Origin of the sequence: Brevundimonas viscosa (genome assembly GCF_900116065.1) — a bacterium.
Classification (GTDB): domain Bacteria; phylum Pseudomonadota; class Alphaproteobacteria; order Caulobacterales; family Caulobacteraceae; genus Brevundimonas; species Brevundimonas viscosa.
Genome location: NZ_FOZV01000001.1, coordinates 557,646 through 576,917, shown reverse-complemented (window position 1 = coordinate 576,917; position 19,272 = coordinate 557,646). Strand labels below are relative to the sequence as shown.

The window sequence follows — 19,272 nt, the reverse complement described above, 5'->3', positions numbered from 1 at the left end:
TGCGGTCGGGGAGGGGCGCACCCTGACCCCCTCAGCCAGGAGAGTCGAGCGTCACCGTTCGGCCAGCCAGGCCGCCGCGCCCTCGCCCGCGACCACGCCCGAGGCGAAGCAGGCCTGCAGCAGGTAGCCGCCGGTCGGGGCCTCCCAGTCCAGCATCTCCCCGGCCACGAACACGCCCGGCAGCGCCTTCAGCATCAGCCGCTCGTCGACCTGGTCCAGCTTCACCCCGCCGGCCGACGAAATGGCCCGCGCGAGTCCCTGCGCCCTGGTCAGTTTCAGCCGCACCGCCTTGATACGTTTGGCCAGCTTCTCCGCCCCTTGCGGAATCTCGCCGGGAATCTCCCGCAGCAGTCCGACCGCCGCCGGCGACAGGCCGCCCGCCTTCCGCAGCCAGTTGGTGACGCTGTCCTTGCCGCGGGGGCGGGCCAGCCGGGCCGCCAGCGCCGCCTCGTCGAGGTCGGGCCGGAGGTCGACGACCAGCTCCGCCGACCCGTCCCGCGCGATCGCCTCGCGCAGCTCCGCCGAGAGGGCGTAGATCGCTCCGCCCTCCAGTCCGTAGCGGGTGACCATGGCCTCGCCGCGCACCGTCCGGTCGCCGTGGCTGAGCGCCACATTCTTAAGAGGCTGGCCGGCGAAGCGCTCCGCGAACACCGGCGACCAGGCGATGTCGAACCCCATGTTCGACGGCCGGAGCGGCGCGATCTCCACCCCCGCCGCGGCGAGGTCGTCCGTCCACGAACCATCGCTCCCGAGCCGGGGCCAGCTGGCGCCGCCCAGCGCCAGCACCACCGCGTCGGGCCGCTCGACCCTCTCCGCCTCCGGCGTGGCGAACACCCAGCCGCCGTCGCGCCGGCCGGTCCAGCGCGAGCGGGTCCGCACCTCCACGCCCCGTTCCGCAAGCCGGCCCAGCCAGGCCCGCAGCAGGGGCGAGGCCTTCATCGCCTTCGGAAAAACCCGCCCCGAGGAGCCGGTGAAGGTCGCCAGCCCGAGGCCCTCGGCCCAGCCGACCAGATGCGTCGGCGAGAACCGCGCCAGCCACTCGACCACCCTCGGCGCCGCCTCGCGGTATCGACCGATGAAGGCTGTCTCCGGCTCCGTATGGGTCAGGTTCAGCCCGCCGAGACCGGCCATGAGGAACTTCCGCGCCGGCGACGGCATGGCCTCGTGCACGACGACGCGCACCCCGGCCTGCGCCAGCCGCTCGGCGGCCATCAGACCGGCCGGCCCGGCCCCGATCACATGCACTGTCTTCACGTCCATGTCGTCCCAGATGGACCGGAACGGCTGGCGGCGCCATACGCTGAAGGCATATGAGCGTCGCCTTCACCCGCGAGGAGGATCTCGAGGCCACGGCCGCGGACCTCCCCGACCGCCCGATCTCTCCGCATCCCAACCTCGTCACGCCCGACGGCCTGGCGGCGATCGACGCCGCCCTTGCCGAGGCCCGCGCGGCCTACGCGGCCGCCCAGGCCCGAGGGTCGATCGAGGCGGACCGCACCGCCATGGCGCGCGCCACCCGCGACCTGCGCTACTGGTCGGCCCGCCGCGCCTCGGCCCAGCTGGTCGAGACCGTTCCCGACGGCCGGGTCCGCTTCGGCGGCGGCGTGACCATCGAACGCGAAGACGGCCGCCGCCAGACCTGGCGCATCGTCGGCGAGGACGAGGCCGACCCCGCCGCCGGCTCGGTCAGCCACGTCTCCCCCCTGGCCCGGGCCCTGCTCGGCAAGCGCGTCGGCGACGAGGCCGTGGTCGCCGGCCAGACCGTTGAAATCACCGCCGTCGACTGACAGCCCACCCCCGGAAGGAGGCCCCATGGCCCGCAAGCCCAACTACAGTTTCGAGCGTCAGGAACGCGAACGCGCCGAGGCCCGCAAGGCCGCCGAGAAGGCCGCCGCCAAGGCCGAGAAGCGCGCCGCCGCCCGCGGCGAACGCCCCGAGCCGCCCGCCGACGAGGGCTGACGGCGCGATCACGCGGCGATCACGATCCCGTCCACGGATTTGACACCCGCGGCCCTGTCCCGCAGGTTCGTCGCCCTCCCCCCTCCCCAAGTGCTTCCGCGCGTCAGGGAGACGTGGCCCGACCGGGTCCCGCCTTGAGCCATCGCTCGTCGTGCGGAGAACGAAAGGAACAGTTCATGCGCTTCGCCTTCCTCGCCGCCGCCTCCGTGCTCGCCTTCGCCGCCGCCCCGGCGGTCGCCGCCCCCGCCGTCCCCGCCGCCGTCGTGCAGCAGGATGTCACCGACGCCGAACTGGCCAGCTACGCTGCCGCGGAGGAAGGCGTCCGCGCCGTCCAGGCCCAGGTGCAGGGCCAGATCACGGCCGAGCAGCAGGCGGCGATGGTCGCCGCCATCGAGGGCGCCGGCCTGACACTCGACCGCTTCAACGCCATCTCCCAGTCGGTCCAGGCCGGGGACGAGATCCTCGCCGCCCGCCTCGCGGTCGCGCGGGCTCCGGAGTCGCCCGCCGGCTCGGTCGGCGCCACGGCGACCGACGCCGAGCTGGGCCAGTTCGCCACGGCCATGGCCGCGGTTCGTCCCATCGCCGCCCAGCTGAACGGCGCCGCCCCCACGGCCGAGCAGCAGGCCGCCATGGCCGAGGCCATCGCCTCGTCGGGCCTCGCGCTCGAGCGCTTCAACGCCATCTCGGGCGCCCTCGCCGCCGACCAGCGGCTGCAGGCGCGCGTCGCCCTCGCCGCGGCCCGCAGCGACGGCTGATCCAGACCACCCTCTGGAAGAGGGGCGGGTCCCGCGCGGGCCCGCCCCTTTTTTCTTGCGTCAGCCGCCCTCGTCCAGCGGCTGGTGGGTGAAGCCTTTCACGCCGCCCAGCCGCTTGGCGTCGCGGCCGATCTCGACCTCGCTCTCCGCATAGGCGATCAGCAGCCGCGCCAGGTCGCGCAACGCCGTCTCGTGGATGCGCTCGTAGCCGTGGCTGGCGTCGATGCCGAAAGTCAGCAGGGCCGTCCGGATGTCCGCGCCCGCCTCCAGCGCCGAGGCCGAGTCCGAGCGGTAGTAGCGGAACACGTCCTTCTGGTGCGGAATGTCATGGTCGCGGGCGAGGTGGACCAGCTTGCGCGTCAGGTGCCAGTCGAACGGCCCCGTCTGGTCCGCCATGGCGATGGTGACCCCGAACTCCGAGGAGTTCTGACCCGGCGCCGTCGTGCCGTTGTCGACCGTCACCATCGACGCGACGTCCGGGACCAGCACCGACGAGGCGCCGTGCCCGACCTCCTCGGCGATGGTGAACAGCCACCAGGTGTCGACGGTCGGGACCCGCTCTTCCCGGATCATGCATTCCAGCGCCGCCAGCAGGGTCGCCACGCCGGCCTTGTCGTCGAGGTGGCGCGAAACGATGAAGCCGCTGTCCATGAACTCCGGCTGCGGGTCGATGGCCACGATGTCGCCGATCTCGACCCCGAGACCGTGGACGTCGGCCCGGCTGTGCACCACGGCGTCGATGCGCAGCTCGACCTGTCGCCAGTTGACCGGCTGGCTGTCGACCTCCTCGTTGAAGGTGTGGCCCGAGGCCTTGAGCGGCAGGATGGTGCCGCGATACGCGCCCCCTTCCGAGAACACCGTCGCCCGCGCCCCCTCGGCGAAGCGCGACGACCAGTGACCGATGGGCACGAGCTCCAGCCGGCCGTTGTCCTTCACCGCCTTCACCTGCGCCCCGAGGGTGTCGACGTGGGCCACGACCGCGCGCGCCGGCTTGGCGTCGCGCCCCGCCAGACGGGCCCGGATGGCGCCGCGCCGGGTCAGCTCATAGGTCAGGCCCAGCCGCTCCAGCTCCCGGCACAGCAGCCAGACCGCCTCGTCGGTATAGCCGGTCGGACTGGGGGTGTTGAGCAGCTCGGACAGACGGGCCTTCAGATAGGCGAGGTCGATCGCGGGACGGGGCAAGGTCGCTCCTTCGGGGCTTCGGACTCAGGCGGAGATCTGGGCGTCGGTGCGGACGGCCACGCGCGCCGCCGCGGGCGCGGACAGGGGAAACAGCAGGTCGATGAACCGCTCCGCCGTCGGCTGCGGCTCATGATTGGCCAGGCCCGGGCGCTCGTTGGCCTCGATGAAGGCGTAGTCGGGCGCGCGCGGCGACTTCACCATCAGGTCGATGCCGGTGACCGGGATGTCGATGGCCCGGGCCGCCGCCACGGCCGCCCGGATCAGCTCCGGATGCACCTCTTCGGTGACGTCGTGGATGGTGCCGCCGAGGTGAAGGTTGGCCGCCTTGCGCACGAGCACCTCCTCGCCTTCCGGCGCCACGTCGTCCAGCCGGTAGCCCGCCTCCGCGAGAGTCCGCTCGGTTTCGGCGTCGATCGGGATTTTCGACTCGCCGCCGGTCGCCGCCTCGCGCCGCCGGCTCTGGTGCTCGATCAACGACCGCAGGGTCGAGCGCCCGTCCCCGACGACCCGGGGCGGGCGGCGCAGGGCGCAGGCGACCACCTTGTAGTCGATGACGACCAGCCGCAGGTCCTCGCCCTGGACCTGCTCCTCGATCAGCACCTCCGAGCAGATGCGGCGGGCCCGTTCCAGCGCCGCCTCGACCTCGGCCGCGGTGGTCAGGCCCACGGCCACCCCCTGGCCCTGCTCGCCGCGGGCCGGCTTGACCACCAGGCTGCCGTAGGACTTGAGCGCCGCGGCGATGGCGGCGGGGTCGTCCGGATCGATCCGCGCCGGCACGCGGACGCCGGCCGCCTCGACGATCCGCCGGGTCATGCGCTTGTCGTCGCAGATGCTCAGGGCCACCGCCGACGTCAGTTCGGACAGGCTCTCGCGGCACCGCACGGAGCGCCCGCCCCAGCTGAGCCGGAACAGGCCCCCCTCGGCGTCGATGATCTCGGCGTGGATGCCCCGCCGGCGCGCCTCGTCCACGATGATGCGGCCGTAGGGGTTGAGATCCCGGTCGTCGCTCGGGCCCACGAACAGGACCTCGTTGATCGGGTTCTTCCGCTTCACCCCGAAGAAGTGGATGCGACGGAAGCCGAGCTTCTCGTAGAGGGCGATGGCCTGCACGTTGTCGTGCATCACCGACAGGTCCATGTAGGCCAGCCCGAGGGTCGCGAAATGCTCGGCCAGACGGCGCACCAGCGCCTCGCCGATGCCGGGCTGGGTGGCCTGCGGATCGACCGCCAGACACCACAGCGACGAGCCGCACTCCGGATCCTCGAAGGCGCGGGCATGGTTGACCCCCGTCACCGTGCCGATCACCGCGCCGGTGGCGGTGTCCTCGGCCACGAAGTAGATCAGGGCCCGGTCGTCCCGGGTCGAGGCGAAGAACTCCGGCGGCACCTGCACCATTCTCCGCTTGGCGTAGATGTCGTTGACAGCCTGGGCGTCGGCCTCGGGGATCAGCCGGCGGACGGTGAACCCACGCGGCTGGCGACGGCTGGCGCGATAGGTCGAGAGGTCCAGCCGGTAGGTGTGCGAAGGGTCGAGGAAGACCTCCTGCGGCGCCTGGGCCAGCAGGACGTGCGGATTGCGGACATAGAAGGCGATGTCGCGCCGGTCCGGCTGCTCGGCCCGCAGCGCCTCCACCAGCGGCTCCGCCGTCTCGAAGGTCTGGGCGAACAGCAACCGCCCCCATCCGCAGTCGAGCACCGCGTTCGGCGTCGGACCGTCGCCGGTCTGCACCGGCGGCTTCAGCCCCTCGTGGCGCAGACGCTTCAGCCGGTGGGCCTTGGGGCGGGGCGGACGGGCGTCAGAGGCCATGCTGCTGCATCCACATCTCGAGAACGGCGACCTGCCACAGCTCTGAACCCCGCAGCGGGGTGATATGTGCCGTGGGATCGTCGAACAGCCTGTCGAGATAGCCCCTGTCGAACAGGCCGCGGTCGCGCGCCGCCTGATTGGTCAGGGCCTCGCGCACCATGTCGAGATAGGGCCCCTGGATGTATTTCAGGGCCGGGACGGGGAAGTAGCCCTTCTTGCGGTCGATCACCTCGGACGGGATCACCAGCCGCGCCGCCTCCTTCAGCACCCCCTTGCCGCCCTGGGCCAGCTTGTGCTCGGGCGGGATGCGGCCGGCCAGCTCGACCAGCTCGTGGTCGAGGAACGGCACGCGGGCCTCCAGGCCCCAGGCCATGGTCATGTTGTCGACCCGCTTAACCGGGTCGTCGACCAGCATCACCTGGCTGTCCAGACGCAGGGCCTTGTCGACCCCCGTTTCCGCGCCCGGCTGCGCGAAATGCGCCTCGACCAGCGCCCGGCTGACATCCGTGTCGGCCATGTACGCCCCGTTCAGCTGGGTCTTCAGCGTCTCGTGACTGCGGTCGAAGAAGGCCTTGGCGTAGGTCTCGACGGGATCGGCCGCGTCCACCATCGGCGGGTACCAGTGGTAGCCGGCGAACACCTCGTCCGCGCCCTGGCCCGACTGCACCACCTTGATGTGTTTCGAGACCTCCTGGCTGAGCAGGTAGAAGCCGACGTTGTCGTAGGAGACCATCGGCTCCGACATCGCCCCGATGGTCCCGGGCAGTGCCTCCATCAGCCGCTGGTGCGGCACGAAGATCTGGTGGTGCTTGGTGCCGTAGTGCTTCGCGATCAGGTCGGAATAGACGAACTCGTCGCCCTTCTCCCCGTTGGCCGCCTCGAAGCCGACCGAGAAGGTCATCAGGTCCTTCTGGCCCAGTTCGGCCAGCAGGCCGACGATCAGGCTGGAATCGACCCCGCCCGACAGCAGCACCCCCACCGGCACGTCGGCCACCATGCGCCGCTTGACCGCCGCGCGCAGGCCGTCCAGCACCCGGTCGCGCCAGTCCTCGGCCGACAGCGCCGCGTCCTCCGCGTGGCGGGTCATGTCCGGCCGCCAGTAGAGGCGATCCTTCGCCGACCCGTCCGCCTCGATGACCCGGATCGTCGCCGGCGGGAACTTCTTCACCCCCCTCAGCAGGGTGTGCGGCGGCGGGACCACCGCGTGGAAGGTCATGTAGTGGTGCAGCCCGACCGGATCGATCGTCGTGTCGACCTCGCCCGCCGCCAGCAGCGCCGGCAGGCTGGAGGCGAAGCGCAGCCGCTTGCCCTTTTCCGCCAGGTACAGCGGCTTGATGCCGAAGCGGTCGCGGGCGATCACCACCCGGCCGCTGTCGCGCTCGTGCAGAACGAAGGCGAACATGCCCTTGAAACGATCGACGCAGCGGTCGCCCCAGGCCTTCCACGCCTTGATGATCACCTCGGTGTCGCCGTGCGAGAAGAAGCGGAAGCCGAGTCCCTGCAACTCCTCACGCAGCTCCGGGTAGTTGTAGATGCAGCCGTTGAAGGCCAGCGTGATCCCGAGGTCGGCGTCGACCATCGGCTGCTGGGCCTTTTCCGACAGGTCGATGATCTTCAGCCGGCGGTGCCCCAGCCCCACCGGGCCGCGAAGCACCAGGCCCGAACCGTCCGGCCCGCGGGGCGAGAGCGCATCCGTCATCCGCTGCAGCGCGCCGGCGTCGGCCGGCCGCCCGTCGAAATTGATCTCGCCGCTCAGACCGCACATGGGCCCTCCTTGAATTGTGGAAGCAGCGGGAACAAATGGTTAGTGCACGAAAGAGTTTCAACCCGATGCGCGACATTTCCGCCGCCGACCCGCCCCTCCCGACGGAGCCCGACCCCACCGCCGAGCTGGTCCGCTCGGTGCGCCGCATCGCCCAGGCCATCGACGTGCGCTCGCGCGAGATCGCCCGCCTGACCGGCCTGACCCTGCCCCAGCTGCTGGTGCTGCAGTCGATCCGCGCCCTGGGCGAGGTCAGCACCCACGCCGTCTCGCGCGACGTCTCCCTGTCGGCTCCCACCGTGGTCGCCGTGCTGGACCGGCTGGAGGCGCGCGGCCTGATCGTCCGCTACCGCTCGACCAGCGACCGCCGCATCGTCCACGCCCGCCTGACCCCCGATGGCGAGGCCGCCCTCAGGGACGCCCCCGGCCTGCTCCGCCCCGGGGCCATGCGCGCCCTCGCCGACCTGCCGCCCGAGCGCCGCGAGGCCCTGGCCGCCGCCATCCGCGCCGTCACAGACCTGATCGCCGCCGAAGCGCCCGCCTGACCGCCCGTCGCCCCGCCCCGCCCGCGGCGCGTAGCGGGCGGCGGAAGGCTACGCCGCGCCGCTTCCCGCCCCCTCCAGCACCCCCAGCACCTGGCCGAACAGGTCCTGCGCCGCCCGGTCCTCCAGCGCCTCGAAGTCCACCCCCGCCGTCATCCGCGCCAGCCGCCGCACCACGTCGCCGCAGTCCGCCCGCGCCCCCGGCGCCTCGTCCAGCACCCACTCGGCGATGGCCGCGATCTCGGCCAGCGCCTCCTGATCGCTCATCCGCCCGCCCTCCAGCCCCGCCACGGCCGCGATCTCCCCGATCTCGCGCAGGGCGCGGCGGCAGGTGTGGGGATCGCGGGGGCGGGTCATGGCGGCCCAACGTGCAGTGGGGGGCGGGGGTTCATGCCGTCTCCTCCCTGTCGCGTAGCGATGGGGAGGGGGACCGCGAAGCGGTGGAGGGGTGTAGGAGCGAGAACGCGCCACGCAAAAGGGCGCCCCGGTTCCCCGGGGCGCCCTTCCTGTTCCAGCCTCTAGCAGCTGGGCGATACGGACTCCCTTAGAAGTCCATCCCGCCCATGCCGCCGCCCATGCCGCCCATGTCAGGGGCGCCGCCGCCGGCGTTGCCCTTCTTCGGGGCGTCGGCCACGGCCGCTTCGGTGGTGATCAGGATGCCGGCCACCGAGGCGGCGTCCTGCAGGGCGGTGCGGACCACCTTGGCGGGGTCGATGACGCCCATCTTGACCAGGTCGCCGTACTCTTCCGTCTGGGCGTTGAAGCCGAAGGCGGCGTCGTTCGACTCCAGCACCTTGCCGACCACGATCGAGCCCTCGACCCCGGCGTTCTCCGAGATCTGACGGATCGGGGCCTGCAGGGCGCGGCGGATGATGGCGATGCCCGCCTTCTGGTCGGCGTTGTCGCCTTCCAGGCCTTCCAGCGCCTTGGACGCCTTCAGCAGGGCGATGCCGCCGCCCGGGACGATGCCTTCCTCGACCGCCGCGCGGGTGGCGTTGAGGGCGTCGTCGACGCGGTCCTTCTTCTCCTTGACCTCGACCTCGGTCGAGCCGCCGACGCGGATGACCGCGACGCCGCCGGCCAGCTTGGCCAGACGTTCCTGCAGCTTCTCGCGGTCGTAGTCCGAGGTGGTCGCCTCGATCTGGGTCTTGATCTGGCCGATGCGGGCCTCGATGGCCGCCTTCTCGCCGACGCCGTCCACGATGGTGGTGTCGTCCTTGGTGATGGTGACCTTCTTGGCCTTGCCGAGCATGTCTAGGGTGACGTTCTCGAGCTTGATGCCGAGGTCTTCCGAGATCACCTGGCCGCCGGTCAGGACGGCGATGTCCTCCAGCATGGCCTTGCGGCGGTCGCCGAAGCCCGGGGCCTTGACCGCGGCGACGCGCAGGCCGCCGCGCAGCTTGTTGACCACCAGGGTGGCCAGGGCCTCGCCCTCGATGTCCTCGGCGATGATCAGCAGCGGACGGCCGCTTTGCACGACGGCCTCAAGGATCGGCAGCATGGCCTGCAGCGAGGACAGCTTCTTCTCGTGGAGCAGGATGAGCGGCTCCTCGAGCTGGGCCTCCATCTTGTCGGCGTTGGTGATGAAGTAGGGCGACAGGTAGCCGCGGTCGAACTGCATGCCCTCGACGACGTCGAGTTCGGTCTCGGCGGTCTTGGCCTCCTCGACCGTGATCACGCCCTCATTGCCGACCTTCTCCATGGCCCGGGCGATCATTTCGCCGACCTCGAGGTCGCCGTTGGCCGAGATGGTGCCGACCTGGGCGATCTCCGAGTTGGCCGAGACCTTCTTGGACGACGACTTGACGTTCTCGATGACCACGGTGACGGCCTTGTCGATGCCGCGCTTCAGGTCCATCGGGTTCATGCCGGCGGCCACGGCCTTGAGGCCTTCCTGCACGATGGCCTGGGCCAGCACGGTGGCGGTGGTGGTGCCGTCGCCCGCCTTGTCGTTCGTCTTCGACGCGACTTCGCGGATCATCTGGGCGCCCATGTTCTCGAAGGCGTCCTCGAGTTCGATCTCCTTGGCCACCGAGACGCCGTCCTTGGTCGAGCGCGGGGCGCCGAAGGACTTCTGGATCACGACGTTGCGGCCCTTCGGACCGAGGGTCACCTTCACCGCATTGGCGAGGACGTTGACGCCGCGCAGCATCTTCTCGCGGGCGTCGGTGGAGAACTGGACTTGTTTGGCGGCCATGTGGCTGCTCCTATCTTCTGGTTTCTGTGAGGAAAGCTGGTCGTCGGGTGCTTACGACAGCACGCCCAGGACGTCCGATTCCTTCATGATGATCAGGTCTTCGCCGTCGATCTTGACCTCGGTGCCCGACCACTTGCCGAACAGGATGCGGTCGCCCGCCTTGAGGTCCATGGCGACGTGCTTGCCGTCCTCGTCCCGGGCGCCCGGGCCGACCGCGACGACTTCGCCTTCCTGCGGCTTCTCCTTGGCGGTGTCGGGGATGATGATCCCGCCCTTGGTCTTGGATTCTTCTTCCACGCGCTTCACGAGCACGCGGTCGCCGAGCGGACGAAACGCCATCTGTGTGTTCTCCCAAAGGTTCTCGATGAACGCTCCCGCGGCGCCGCTTTTGGCAGCCACCGGGCGAGAGTGCTAACGCGAGCGGCAGGTAGGGCGGCGGGCGCGGAGCGTCAAGCGCGGCGCCGCCGAATTCCCGTCGTTTTCAGACGGCGTGCGCGGTGGGGCGAGGTGAACCGCGCATGAACGGCCGCCTCACCCGGCCGTTCAGCAGCGCTGCCGTACAAAAGCGTCTGCGACCGGCATGCCGCCGGACAGGGAAAGGATCGGAACATGCAGATCTCGAAATTCGCTTTCGCCGCCCCCGCGGCCGGCGTTCTGGCCCTCGCCCTCCTCGCCGCGCCGGCCCAGGCGCAGAGCCGCTACGACCGCGACCGCGACGACGACCGGGCCGAAGACGCCCTGATCGGCGCCGCCGTGGGCGCGCTGGCGGGCGCCGTGATCGGCAACGGCGACGGGGCCTACATCGCCGGCGGCGCGCTGGCCGGCGCGGCCGTCGGCGCCTCGTCGGGCCGGGACGACTGCGGCTACTACCGCGGCGGCCGCTGCTACCGGAACCGCGGCCACTGGGAACGCGAGCACGGCATCAACAGCCGTGACGGCTACAGCCGCCGGGAGCAACGTCGCGACCGCCGCGAGTGGCGTCGCGACCGTCGCGACGAGCGGCGCTACGACCGCGACTACCGCTACGATCGGCGCTGGTGATCGCGCTCCAGGTTCGCCCGGCCGAAAACCGGTCAGGCGTGTGGGCGGGAAGGCGGGCGCCGGAGACGGCGTCCGCCTTTTGCGCGCCTAGACCATCAGCCGCTTCATCAGCTCCGCGGTCGAGGGATCCAGCCCCTCCGACGGCGCCCCGGCCGCGACGTCCCTGAGGATCGCCTTCGCCAGCACCTTGCCCAGCTCCACGCCCCACTGGTCGAAGCTGTTGATGTCCTGGATCACGCCCTCGACGAAGGTCTTGTGCTCATAGAGGGCGAGCAGCGCCCCCACCGCCTCGGGCGTCAGGGCGTCCATCAGGATCGTCGTCGACGGCCGGTTGCCGGGGAAGGCGCGGTGCGGCGCCAGCCGGTCGGCCTCGGCCTCCTCCACGCCGGCCGCCAGCATCTCCGCCCGCGCCTCGGCCCCGGTCTTGCCGAGCATCAGCGCCTGGGCCTGGGCCAGGGCGTTCGACCACAGCGGCGCGTCGCCTTCTCCCGCGTCGGCGGCCGCCTCCGACGTGTGGGCGACGACCACGAACTCCGCGGGGATCACCTGCGGCCCCTGATGGATCTGCTGGAAGAAGGCGTGTTGGCCATTGGTGCCCGGCTCGCCGAACACGATCGGCCCGGTGGCCGTGTCGACCGGCGCGCCGTCGCGCTTCACCCGCTTGCCGTTCGACTCCATCTCCAGCTGCTGCAGGAAGGCCGACAGCCGGCGCAGCCCGTGGGCGTAGGGCGCCACGGTGCGGGCGTGGCGGCCCAGCCCCTCCACATTGAACACCTGGGCCAGCGCCAGCAGCACCGGCGCGTTGCGCTCGAGGTCCACCTCGAGGAAGTGCTGGTCCATGGCGCGGGCCCCGTCCAACACCCGCTCGAACACGTCCCAGCCCAGCGCCACGGCCACCGACAGGCTGACGGCGGACCACAGCGAGTAGCGGCCGCCGACCCAGTCGCGGAAACCAAAGGTGCGGCCGCAACCGAAGGCCTCGGCCTTCTCCGGCGCCGCGGTCACCCCGACCAGATGGCGCGCCATGCGCTTCGGCGACAGCGAGTTCGCCAGCCACGCCTTGGCCAGCTCGGCGTTGGCCAGCGTCTCCTGGGTGGTGAAGGTCTTGGACACCACCACCACCAGCGTCGTCTCCGGGTCCAGACCGGCCAGCGCCTCGGCCATGTCGCGCGGGTCGATGTTGGCGACGAAGCGCAGGTCGATGGTCGGCTCCAGCGGCCGCAGCGCATCCCACAACAGCCGCGGCCCGAGGTCGGAGCCGCCGATGCCGATGTGCACGATGGCCTGGAAGGGCTGCTTGGTGCCGCCGGTCTCGGCCCCGGAGCCGATGTCGGCGGCGAAACGCGCCATGGCCCGGCGGGTCTCGGCCACTTCCTTCGACACCGGCTCGCCCAGCGCCCGGAAATCCGCATCGTCGGCCGCCCGCAGCGCCGGGTGCAGCACCGCCCGACCCTCGGTGTTGTTGACCGCCTCGCCGCCGAACAGCGCCGCGCGCCGTCCCTCGACATCGCAGGCCCGCGCCAGATCGATCGCCGCCTCGAACCCTTCCGCGCTCCACGCCTGCTTCGACAGGTCGAGGTACAGGCCCGCGGCCTCGACGCCCATTCGCTCCAGCCGTCCGGGGTCGGTGGCGAAGTGGTGGACGATGCGGGCGTCGGCGTCCTTGCGGGCGACGGCGCGAAGCATGTCCAGGGCCTGGGCGCGAGGGGTCATGGGCGAACTCTGTCGGAAGAGGGTAAAGCCCCGTTTACGGGTGAGGCGTAAGCCCGTTCAACGCCGAATCCGCTGATTCGGCCTCAGCAAAAGAGGTCCGCCATGTCCTGCGGCGTCGCCCTGGCCGTCTCCCTCCTGCTCTCCGACCCGGCGGTCGCCGCGGCCGCCGCCGTGCCGCCGGTCGAGGCCGGGGCCCCGGTCTCGGTGGCGGGCGAGCCCCTGTTCGCCGACATCGTGGCCCGTTCCGGCCAACTCCACGGCCTCGTCCGCGGCTGGATGGCCGACGGCGCGGCCGAAAGCGACGGCTTCGCGGCCGGGCCGGAGTTCACCGCCTTCCGCGCCCGGGCCGTCGAACTCGCCGCCCTCGACATGCAGGGGCACCTGGTCCTCAAGGAGCGCGGCACCGACGGCGACCTGAAGTGCATCCTGCGCGGCATCGCCGAGGACATGCCCAAGCGGCTGGAGGCGGTCGAGACCGCCGGCAGCGCCACCGAGCGTCGCGTGGCGCTGGACGAACTGGCCTATCTGCTCAACGACAACGTCGAGGTCATCACCGCCCCGCCGCAGCCGCCGGTCTGACCGGCGAAGCCGCCTCCAGCGCGGCGATCACCGTCCCTTCCGTGAGCAACTGCGGCAGCACCCGCGGCTCCGCCGCGCCGGGCGCGTACAGCAGGTACAGGGGCACGCCGGACCGGCCGTGGCGGCGCAGTTCGGCGGTGATGGCGTCGTCGCGCCGCGTCCAGTCCCCGACCAGATAGACCGCATTGGCGCCGTCCAGCGCCCGCCGCGTCGCCGCCGACGACAGGGCCGTCCGCTCGTTGATCTTGCAGGTCACGCACCAGTCGGCGGTGAAGTTGACCAGCACCGGCCGACCTTCGGCGCGTGCAGCCTCGACGGCTTCCGGCGACCACCGCTGCGACGGCAGGGCCGACGCCGTGGCGGCGGTCGCCTGCGTCCCGGGCGGCATGACGGCCGCGGCGCCGGCGAGAGCGACGGCGGAGACCAGGGCCAGGGCGGCGGCGACCGCGCTGAACACGGCGATCCCGCCCTCGGCCCGCCGCGCCTGGTTCAGTCCGGTCAGCCACAGGCCGAAGGCCGCCAGCACCGCGGCCAGCAGCAGCAGTCCCAGCGCCTCGGCGCCGCTTTGCCGGGCGAAGACCCAGACCAGCCAGGCCGCCGTGCCGTACATCGGGAAGGCCAGCAGCCCCTTCAGCCGCTCCATCCACGGGCCGGGACGCGGCAGGCGGGCCAGCAGCCGCGGCGTCAGGCTGACCAGCACGAAGGGCAGGGCCAGTCCCAGGCCCAGCATCAGGAACACCACCAGCGCCATCGGCCACGGCATCAGAAGCGCCGCGCCCAGCGCGAAGGCCATGAAGGGGGCCGTGCAGGGGGCCGCCACCACCACCGCCAGCATGCCGGTGAAGAAGGCCCCCGCCGCGCCTGGCAGGCGCGACAGCGGCCCTGTTCCCGCCGCCTGCAGGCCCGCGCCCATGTGGAAGACGCCCGACAGGTTCAGCGCCACCGCCAGCATCAGCAGCGACAGGCCGGCGATCACCGCCGGCGACTGCAGCTGGAAGCCCCAGCCGATCGCCTCGCCGCCGGCCCTCAGCGCCAGCAGCAGTCCGGCCAGGGCCAGGAAGGTGGTCAGCACGCCGGCGAGGAAGGCCAGACCGTCGCGCCGCGCCCGCGCCGGATCGTGCGCCGCCGCGCTCAGGGCCGCCGCCTTCATGGCCAGGATCGGAAACACGCACGGCATCAGGTTGAGGATCAACCCGCCCAGCAGGGCGAACAGCGCCGCCTGGAGGAAACCGGACCATCCGATCGCGGCAGGCGCCGTTCCGGCGCCGGCGTCCGCCATCGCCGCCAGATCGCCGGAGCCTCTCGCCCCGGGTAGATCGGCCCCCGGCTCCGCGCGGATCTCGAAGGCCCCGAGGGATGTGGCCAGCACCCCCTCCAGCGGGCCCGTCACGCCAGCCTGCGCCTTCGCGCCCGCGCTCATCACCAGGGTCAGGCCCTCGGGGCCCCAGGCCCCGGTCTGCGGCGCGGCGTGGTCGATCAGTCCGCCCTCGAAGGGGAAGAAGTAGCTTGGGCCCGGGTCGCGTCCGGCCAGCGGGCCGCCTGCGGCGGTCAGGGTCAGGACGCCGTTCTCCACCCGCACCCGCGCCTCGATCCCGGCCGGCGCCGGCGCCCCGGCCAGCACGCGCTGGATGGCGGCGCCGTGCTGCGGGTCGGGCGGGGCCGCCCCCTCGCGCACCGGCAGGTCGAGCCGCAGGTTCAGCGTCTCCGGCACGCACATCTCGTCGCTGCACACGAAGAACAGCGCCTCGACCGCCAGCGGCACGGTCGAGCCGGGCCGGGCGCCGGCGGGGATCTCCACCGGAACGGGCAGGTAGACGTCGCCCTCGTAGCCGTAGTTGGTCAGTCCCTGCAGCCGCTGGCGCTCCGGCAGCGGCCAGACGATGTCGCCCGCCCGCACCCCCTCCGGCAGACGCCAGGTCAGCGTCGTCGCCCCGCCGGAATCGCCCGGATTGCGCCAGTAGGTGTGCCAGCCCGGCTCGATGTCCTGGCGCACCGCGACCACCGCGGTCGAGCCGGGCGCCGCCCAGCGGCTCATCGGGACCAGCTCGGCCTCGATCCGTTCGGTGCGCTGGGGCCCCGACGTCTGGGCCGCCAAGACGGACGGGGCGGCGACAGCCAGCAGCAGGCAGAAAAGGCGGATCAACAGGCGCAACCGGGGCTCCCTCGAGGTTGCGCGGACCTTAGCCGCTCCACGGCGTCGGCGTCACCGCCGTCCGCCAGCGGCGCGTCGCCTCACTTCGGGGCGGCGTCGACCAGCACCTCGGTGCGTCGCCGCATCGGCTCGACCGCGCCCGCCGCCGTAACCGCCCCGGACTCCCCGGCCGCGCCCAGCTCGAACGCCGGCGCCGGCCAGCCGGCCGCCGCCAGCGCCTCGGTGACCGCCAGCGCCCGCCGCTCCGACAGGTCGAGGTTGGCCTCGGCGCCGCCGGTCGGGTCGGCCAGCCCGATCACCTGCACCCGACGAATGTCGCACCCCTGCAGCCGGGTTCCCGTCAGGCCGATAGCCTGGAGCGCCGCCTGGGTCAGCGCCGCCTCACCCTCGGCGAAATAGACCTCGAACCGCTGCGGCGCGCACGCCGACGGCTCGGCGACCAGTTCGTCCCGATCCATTCCGCGGGTCAGACCGCACCCCGCCACGGCCATCGCCGCAAGCCCCGCCGCCGCCAGCTTCCGCATCGTTCGTCCCTCTCCACGAGAAGGGGCGGCCCGCCCATCGGCGAACCGCCCCTGTCTTCATCCAGCCGTCGCCCTAGTACCGGCGCTGGCCGTTCTCCCAGTAACACTCATCCTGGCGGTTATCGTAGCAGTAGTAGTACCGGCCCTGGCTGTCGCGATAACGCTGCTGGTTGGCCCGGTCCTGCTGCGAGCCGCGGATCGCGCCCGCCGCGCCGCCGACGACGGTGCCGATGGCCGCGCCCGTGGCGGCGTTGCCGCTACCGGTGTTATTGCCGATGATGGCGCCGGCCACCGCGCCGATGCCGGCCCCGATGGCGCCTTGGCGCACCGTCTCGTTGGTGCCGCCGTAATACGGGTCGCTGGCGCACGCGGTGGCCATCAGCCCGGCGCCCGCAATGGCGATGATCGCCTTTTTCATGGTGGAATCCTTCATCCCGGGTTTCGCCCCGTGGGTGAGAACGCTGGATAAGCGTTGCGGTTCCGCCGCTATCATTGCGGTCAGGCCTGTGAAGGCTTCATCCCGGCGGTGCGGAGGCGCGCCGCGCGGGCTGTCTGGTGAAACGGGGGTTTCGTATGCGCTTTTCCGAACCCGTCCGCATGGCGGACGACGGCGATCACAGCCCGGTGTGGAACCGGCCCAGGCGACGCCGCGGCGGCAATCCGCTGGTCAGCGTGGTGGTGACCGTGCTGGCGCTGTTCGGCGTGCTGACCGCGGTCCTCGGGATCAAGGAGAAGTCGCTGGCCGACGGCGGCGCGATCATGGATCGCTGGATCTCCGCCGGCGTCGCCACGGTGCGCGGCGAAGCGCCGGAGGTCGCCGACCGAGCGGCCGACGCCGCCGGCGCGGCGGCGGAGAAGGCGGGCGACGCCGCCCAGGCCGGCGCCGCCGCGGCCTCCGAAGAACTGAAGAAGTAGGGGCCGGGCCCCGTCCGCCGGAACATCGCCCCAGGGCGGACGTTCGGGCCGCATGAGCGAAGCAACGGTCACGGTTGTCGATCCCGCAACCCCGTCGGACGGCGCGGCAGACGCGTGCGAACTGACGTCCCACGTCCGGCTCACCCGGGTGATCATGTTGATAAACCCGCTTTCGGGCAGCGTCGGCCCCAACGCGGCCGAGGAGGCGCTGGAGATCCTCTCCCGCTACGCCTGTGAGACCACCGTCGTCTCGCTGGAGCCGGCCAGCTTCGAAGCCCAGGTCCAGGCCGCCTTCGACGAGAGGCCCGACGCCCTGTTCGTCCTCGCCGGCGACGGCACCGCCGGAACCATCGCCTCCCGCGCCGGGCCGGACGGTCCCCTGGTCGCCCCCCTGCCCGGCGGCACCATGAACATGCTGCCCAAGGCGCTGTACGGCTCCAGCGACTGGAAGACGGCCCTGAAGGTGTCCCTTGAGGAAGGGACATCCCACGACATCGCCGGGGGCGAGGTGGCCGACGGCGACGTGCGCCGCGCCTTCTTCTGCGCCGCGGTCTTCGGCGCTCCGGCCTTGTGGGCCCCCGCGCGGGAGGCCATCCGCCTGCGCCGCCTGCGGCTGGCGTGGCTCTACGCCCGGCGGGCCCTGAAGCGGGCCTTCACCGGCCGGCTGCGCTACATCCTCGACAACCAGCCGGAACGCCGGGCCGAGGCCCTGGTGCTGATCGGTCCGATGATCTCGAAAGCCATCGACGAGGACGCCGGGCTGGAGGCTGCGGCGATGAACCCGGCGGACGCGGGCGAGGCCTTCCGGCTGGCGGCCCACGCGGTCTTCGACGACTGGCGCCTCGACCCCTCGGTCACCACCCGTCCGGCCCAGCGGGTCCGGCTGCGCGCCCGTTCCCGCATTCCCGCGGTGATCGACGGCGAGCCTCTGCTGCTGCACCACGAGGCGTCCGTCCGTTTCCTGCCCAAGGCGTTCCGGGCCCTGGCGCCGGTTCCCGCCGCCGCCGAGGACAGCGTCTAGTGGGTCGCATCCTTCAGTTCTCCGACGTCCATTTCGGTCGCGAACACGCCCACGCCTGCGCCGCCGCGCTGGACTACGCTCACGCCACCCCCTCCGACCTGATCCTGATCACCGGCGACGTCACCCAGAAGGGCCTGCCGAACGAGTTCGCCGCGGCCGGCGACTGGATCCGACGCATGCCCGAGCCGACCTTCGTCATCGTCGGCAACCACGACGTCCCGTATTTCAGCCTGCCGGCCCGGCTGTTCGCCCCCTGGCGCGCGTTCGAGAAGGCCATCGGCCACCCCGCCCACGATCACCAGTTCCTCAGTGAAACGGTCATGGTCCGGGGCGTGGTCACCGCCCGCGGCTGGCAGGCGCGGCTCAACTGGTCCAAGGGCGTCATCGACCTCGACCAGACCCGAAAGGCGGCGGCCGCCCTCCGCCAGGCGCCTGCGGGGGCCCTGCGGGTGCTGGCCTGCCACCACCCGCTGGTCGAGATGATCGGCACGCCCATGACCGGCGACGTGATCCGGGGCGAGGCCGCCGCCGTCATCTTCGCCGAGGCCGGGGTCGACCTGATCGCCACCGGGCACGTCCACGTCCCCTTCGCGCTGCCCATCCGCCTCGGCGACCACTGCTCCTACGCGGTCGGCTGCGGGACCCTGTCGCACCGCGAGCGCGGCGCGCCGCCCAGCTTCAACTGCATCGAGTGGGACGCCGGCGAGATCGTCGTCACCGCCATCGCCTGGAACGGGCACGCTTTCGAACCGGCCCAGACCTGGCGGCTTCCGCGTCGCCAGGACACCCGCCGCCGGGAGACCGCGCCCGATCCGGAGGAACCGGGGGTGCTCGAGCAGACCGTCCGCAAGGCATGAAAAAGCCGCGTTCCGGGGGACCGCGGCTCCTCAATCCGGTCTGTCTGCGGGGCTAGATTCGTCGCCCTCGTCCGGTGACGAAGTGCACGACCAGCAGGATCAGGAAGACGACGAAGAGCACATAGGCGATGTTCATCGACAGGCCCGCCACGCCGCCTGCGCCCAGGGCGCCGGCGACAAGAGCAAGCACCAGAAAGATCAGGGCCCAGCGAAGCATAGGCGGTTCTCCCGGAGCGGTTAATACAGTTCAGGGGCGGATGAACTGCA

General features: G+C 71.9%; 21 protein-coding genes. 9 read left to right on the top strand and 12 right to left on the bottom strand.

The window, feature by feature from the left end; translation table 11 throughout:
* Nucleotides 1-51: 51 nt before the first annotated feature.
* On the bottom strand, nucleotides 52-1,260 hold the full coding sequence (locus tag BM333_RS02845) for a BaiN/RdsA family NAD(P)/FAD-dependent oxidoreductase (RefSeq protein WP_092307056.1): 1,209 nt from the start codon (nucleotides 1,258-1,260) through the stop codon (nucleotides 52-54).
* A gap of 50 nt (nucleotides 1,261-1,310) precedes the next feature.
* On the opposite strand from BM333_RS02845, the gene greA reads away from it, so the two are divergent.
* The 3 genes from greA to BM333_RS02835 all read left to right on the top strand — a co-directional run bounded on the left by greA (nucleotide 1,311) and on the right by BM333_RS02835 (nucleotide 2,714).
* Entirely contained in the window at nucleotides 1,311-1,787 is a 477-nt protein-coding gene (gene greA, locus BM333_RS02840; RefSeq protein ID WP_092307054.1) for a transcription elongation factor GreA, read from the top strand.
* Nucleotides 1,788-1,812: 25 nt separating this feature from the next.
* The gene (locus BM333_RS15870) at nucleotides 1,813-1,959 is read left to right on the top strand and encodes a hypothetical protein (RefSeq protein ID WP_177221776.1); all 147 of its coding nucleotides are present in this window, start codon (nucleotides 1,813-1,815) and stop codon (nucleotides 1,957-1,959) included.
* 176 nt (nucleotides 1,960-2,135) lie between these two features.
* The gene (locus BM333_RS02835) at nucleotides 2,136-2,714 is read left to right on the top strand and encodes a DUF4168 domain-containing protein (RefSeq protein ID WP_092307052.1); all 579 of its coding nucleotides are present in this window, start codon (nucleotides 2,136-2,138) and stop codon (nucleotides 2,712-2,714) included.
* A 60-nt stretch (nucleotides 2,715-2,774) separates the two neighbouring features.
* Here the strand turns inward: BM333_RS02835 and BM333_RS02830 are convergent, their stop codons facing one another.
* Genes BM333_RS02830 through BM333_RS02820 form a run of 3 tightly spaced genes read right to left on the bottom strand, consistent with a single transcriptional unit; the run spans nucleotide 2,775 to nucleotide 7,467 of the window.
* Nucleotides 2,775-3,896 (bottom strand): osmoprotectant NAGGN system M42 family peptidase, encoded by a 1,122-nt coding sequence (locus tag BM333_RS02830; RefSeq protein WP_092307050.1) that lies wholly within the window; start codon nucleotides 3,894-3,896, stop codon nucleotides 2,775-2,777.
* 24 nt (nucleotides 3,897-3,920) lie between these two features.
* Nucleotides 3,921-5,702, bottom strand: a complete 1,782-nt coding sequence (gene ngg, locus BM333_RS02825; protein WP_092307048.1) for an N-acetylglutaminylglutamine synthetase — start codon at nucleotides 5,700-5,702, stop codon at nucleotides 3,921-3,923.
* A complete protein-coding gene (locus tag BM333_RS02820) occupies nucleotides 5,692-7,467 on the bottom strand; it encodes an N-acetylglutaminylglutamine amidotransferase (protein WP_092307046.1) in 1,776 nt (591 codons plus the stop codon). Before BM333_RS02820 ends, ngg begins: the two co-directional genes overlap by 11 nt.
* A gap of 65 nt (nucleotides 7,468-7,532) precedes the next feature.
* Here BM333_RS02820 and BM333_RS02815 point away from each other — a divergent pair, with 65 nt between their 5' ends.
* A complete protein-coding gene (locus tag BM333_RS02815) occupies nucleotides 7,533-8,009 on the top strand; it encodes a MarR family winged helix-turn-helix transcriptional regulator (protein ID WP_092307044.1) in 477 nt (158 codons plus the stop codon).
* 48 nt (nucleotides 8,010-8,057) lie between these two features.
* Here BM333_RS02815 and BM333_RS15570 read toward each other — a convergent pair whose 3' ends face one another.
* The 3 genes from BM333_RS15570 to groES form a co-directional block, all read right to left on the bottom strand.
* Nucleotides 8,058-8,363, bottom strand: coding sequence for a hypothetical protein (locus BM333_RS15570; RefSeq protein ID WP_143105747.1), 306 nt, complete (start codon nucleotides 8,361-8,363; stop codon nucleotides 8,058-8,060).
* 187 nt (nucleotides 8,364-8,550) lie between these two features.
* Nucleotides 8,551-10,203, bottom strand: coding sequence for a chaperonin GroEL (gene groL / locus BM333_RS02805; protein WP_092307040.1), 1,653 nt, complete (start codon nucleotides 10,201-10,203; stop codon nucleotides 8,551-8,553).
* Between the two features lie 51 nt (nucleotides 10,204-10,254).
* Nucleotides 10,255-10,542: a co-chaperone GroES gene (gene groES / locus BM333_RS02800; protein ID WP_092307038.1), complete on the bottom strand. Its 288-nt coding sequence runs from the start codon at nucleotides 10,540-10,542 to the stop codon at nucleotides 10,255-10,257.
* 270 nt (nucleotides 10,543-10,812) lie between these two features.
* Between groES and BM333_RS02795 the strand changes: the two genes are divergently transcribed.
* On the top strand, nucleotides 10,813-11,244 hold the full coding sequence (locus BM333_RS02795) for a YMGG-like glycine zipper-containing protein (protein WP_092307036.1): 432 nt from the start codon (nucleotides 10,813-10,815) through the stop codon (nucleotides 11,242-11,244).
* Between the two features lie 87 nt (nucleotides 11,245-11,331).
* Here BM333_RS02795 and pgi read toward each other — a convergent pair whose 3' ends face one another.
* Entirely contained in the window at nucleotides 11,332-12,957 is a 1,626-nt protein-coding gene (gene pgi, locus BM333_RS02790; protein WP_092307034.1) for a glucose-6-phosphate isomerase, read from the bottom strand.
* A 102-nt stretch (nucleotides 12,958-13,059) separates the two neighbouring features.
* Between pgi and BM333_RS02785 the strand changes: the two genes are divergently transcribed.
* A complete protein-coding gene (locus BM333_RS02785; protein WP_092307032.1) occupies nucleotides 13,060-13,536 on the top strand; it encodes a hypothetical protein in 477 nt (158 codons plus the stop codon).
* Here BM333_RS02785 and BM333_RS02780 read toward each other — a convergent pair.
* The 3 genes from BM333_RS02780 to BM333_RS02770 all read right to left on the bottom strand — a co-directional run bounded on the left by BM333_RS02780 (nucleotide 13,508) and on the right by BM333_RS02770 (nucleotide 16,630).
* Nucleotides 13,508-15,571 carry a protein-disulfide reductase DsbD family protein gene (locus tag BM333_RS02780; RefSeq protein ID WP_092307594.1) on the bottom strand — a complete coding sequence of 688 codons (2,064 nt, stop codon included), beginning with the start codon at nucleotides 15,569-15,571 and terminating at the stop codon, nucleotides 13,508-13,510. The genes BM333_RS02785 and BM333_RS02780 overlap by 29 nt on opposite strands.
* Nucleotides 15,572-15,768: 197 nt before the next feature.
* Entirely contained in the window at nucleotides 15,769-16,212 is a 444-nt protein-coding gene (locus BM333_RS02775; RefSeq protein WP_218151404.1) for an OmpA family protein, read from the bottom strand.
* 73 nt (nucleotides 16,213-16,285) lie between these two features.
* Entirely contained in the window at nucleotides 16,286-16,630 is a 345-nt protein-coding gene (locus tag BM333_RS02770) for a glycine zipper domain-containing protein (protein ID WP_092307590.1), read from the bottom strand.
* A 155-nt stretch (nucleotides 16,631-16,785) separates the two neighbouring features.
* On the opposite strand from BM333_RS02770, the gene BM333_RS15865 reads away from it, so the two are divergent.
* The 3 genes from BM333_RS15865 to BM333_RS02755 are packed head-to-tail and all read left to right on the top strand — an operon-like array spanning nucleotide 16,786 to nucleotide 19,005.
* Complete coding sequence (locus tag BM333_RS15865; RefSeq protein ID WP_092307030.1) at nucleotides 16,786-17,127, top strand: hypothetical protein; 342 nt, start codon at nucleotides 16,786-16,788, stop codon at nucleotides 17,125-17,127.
* A gap of 52 nt (nucleotides 17,128-17,179) precedes the next feature.
* Complete coding sequence (locus BM333_RS02760) at nucleotides 17,180-18,148, top strand: diacylglycerol/lipid kinase family protein (RefSeq protein WP_092307028.1); 969 nt, start codon at nucleotides 17,180-17,182, stop codon at nucleotides 18,146-18,148.
* Nucleotides 18,148-19,005: a metallophosphoesterase family protein gene (locus tag BM333_RS02755; protein WP_092307026.1), complete on the top strand. Its 858-nt coding sequence runs from the start codon at nucleotides 18,148-18,150 to the stop codon at nucleotides 19,003-19,005. The genes BM333_RS02760 and BM333_RS02755 overlap by 1 nt, the downstream gene beginning before the upstream one ends.
* Before the next feature lie 52 nt (nucleotides 19,006-19,057).
* Here BM333_RS02755 and BM333_RS02750 read toward each other — a convergent pair whose 3' ends face one another.
* The gene (locus BM333_RS02750; protein ID WP_092307023.1) at nucleotides 19,058-19,222 is read right to left on the bottom strand and encodes a DUF1328 family protein; all 165 of its coding nucleotides are present in this window, start codon (nucleotides 19,220-19,222) and stop codon (nucleotides 19,058-19,060) included.
* Between the last annotated feature and the right edge of the window lie 50 nt (nucleotides 19,223-19,272).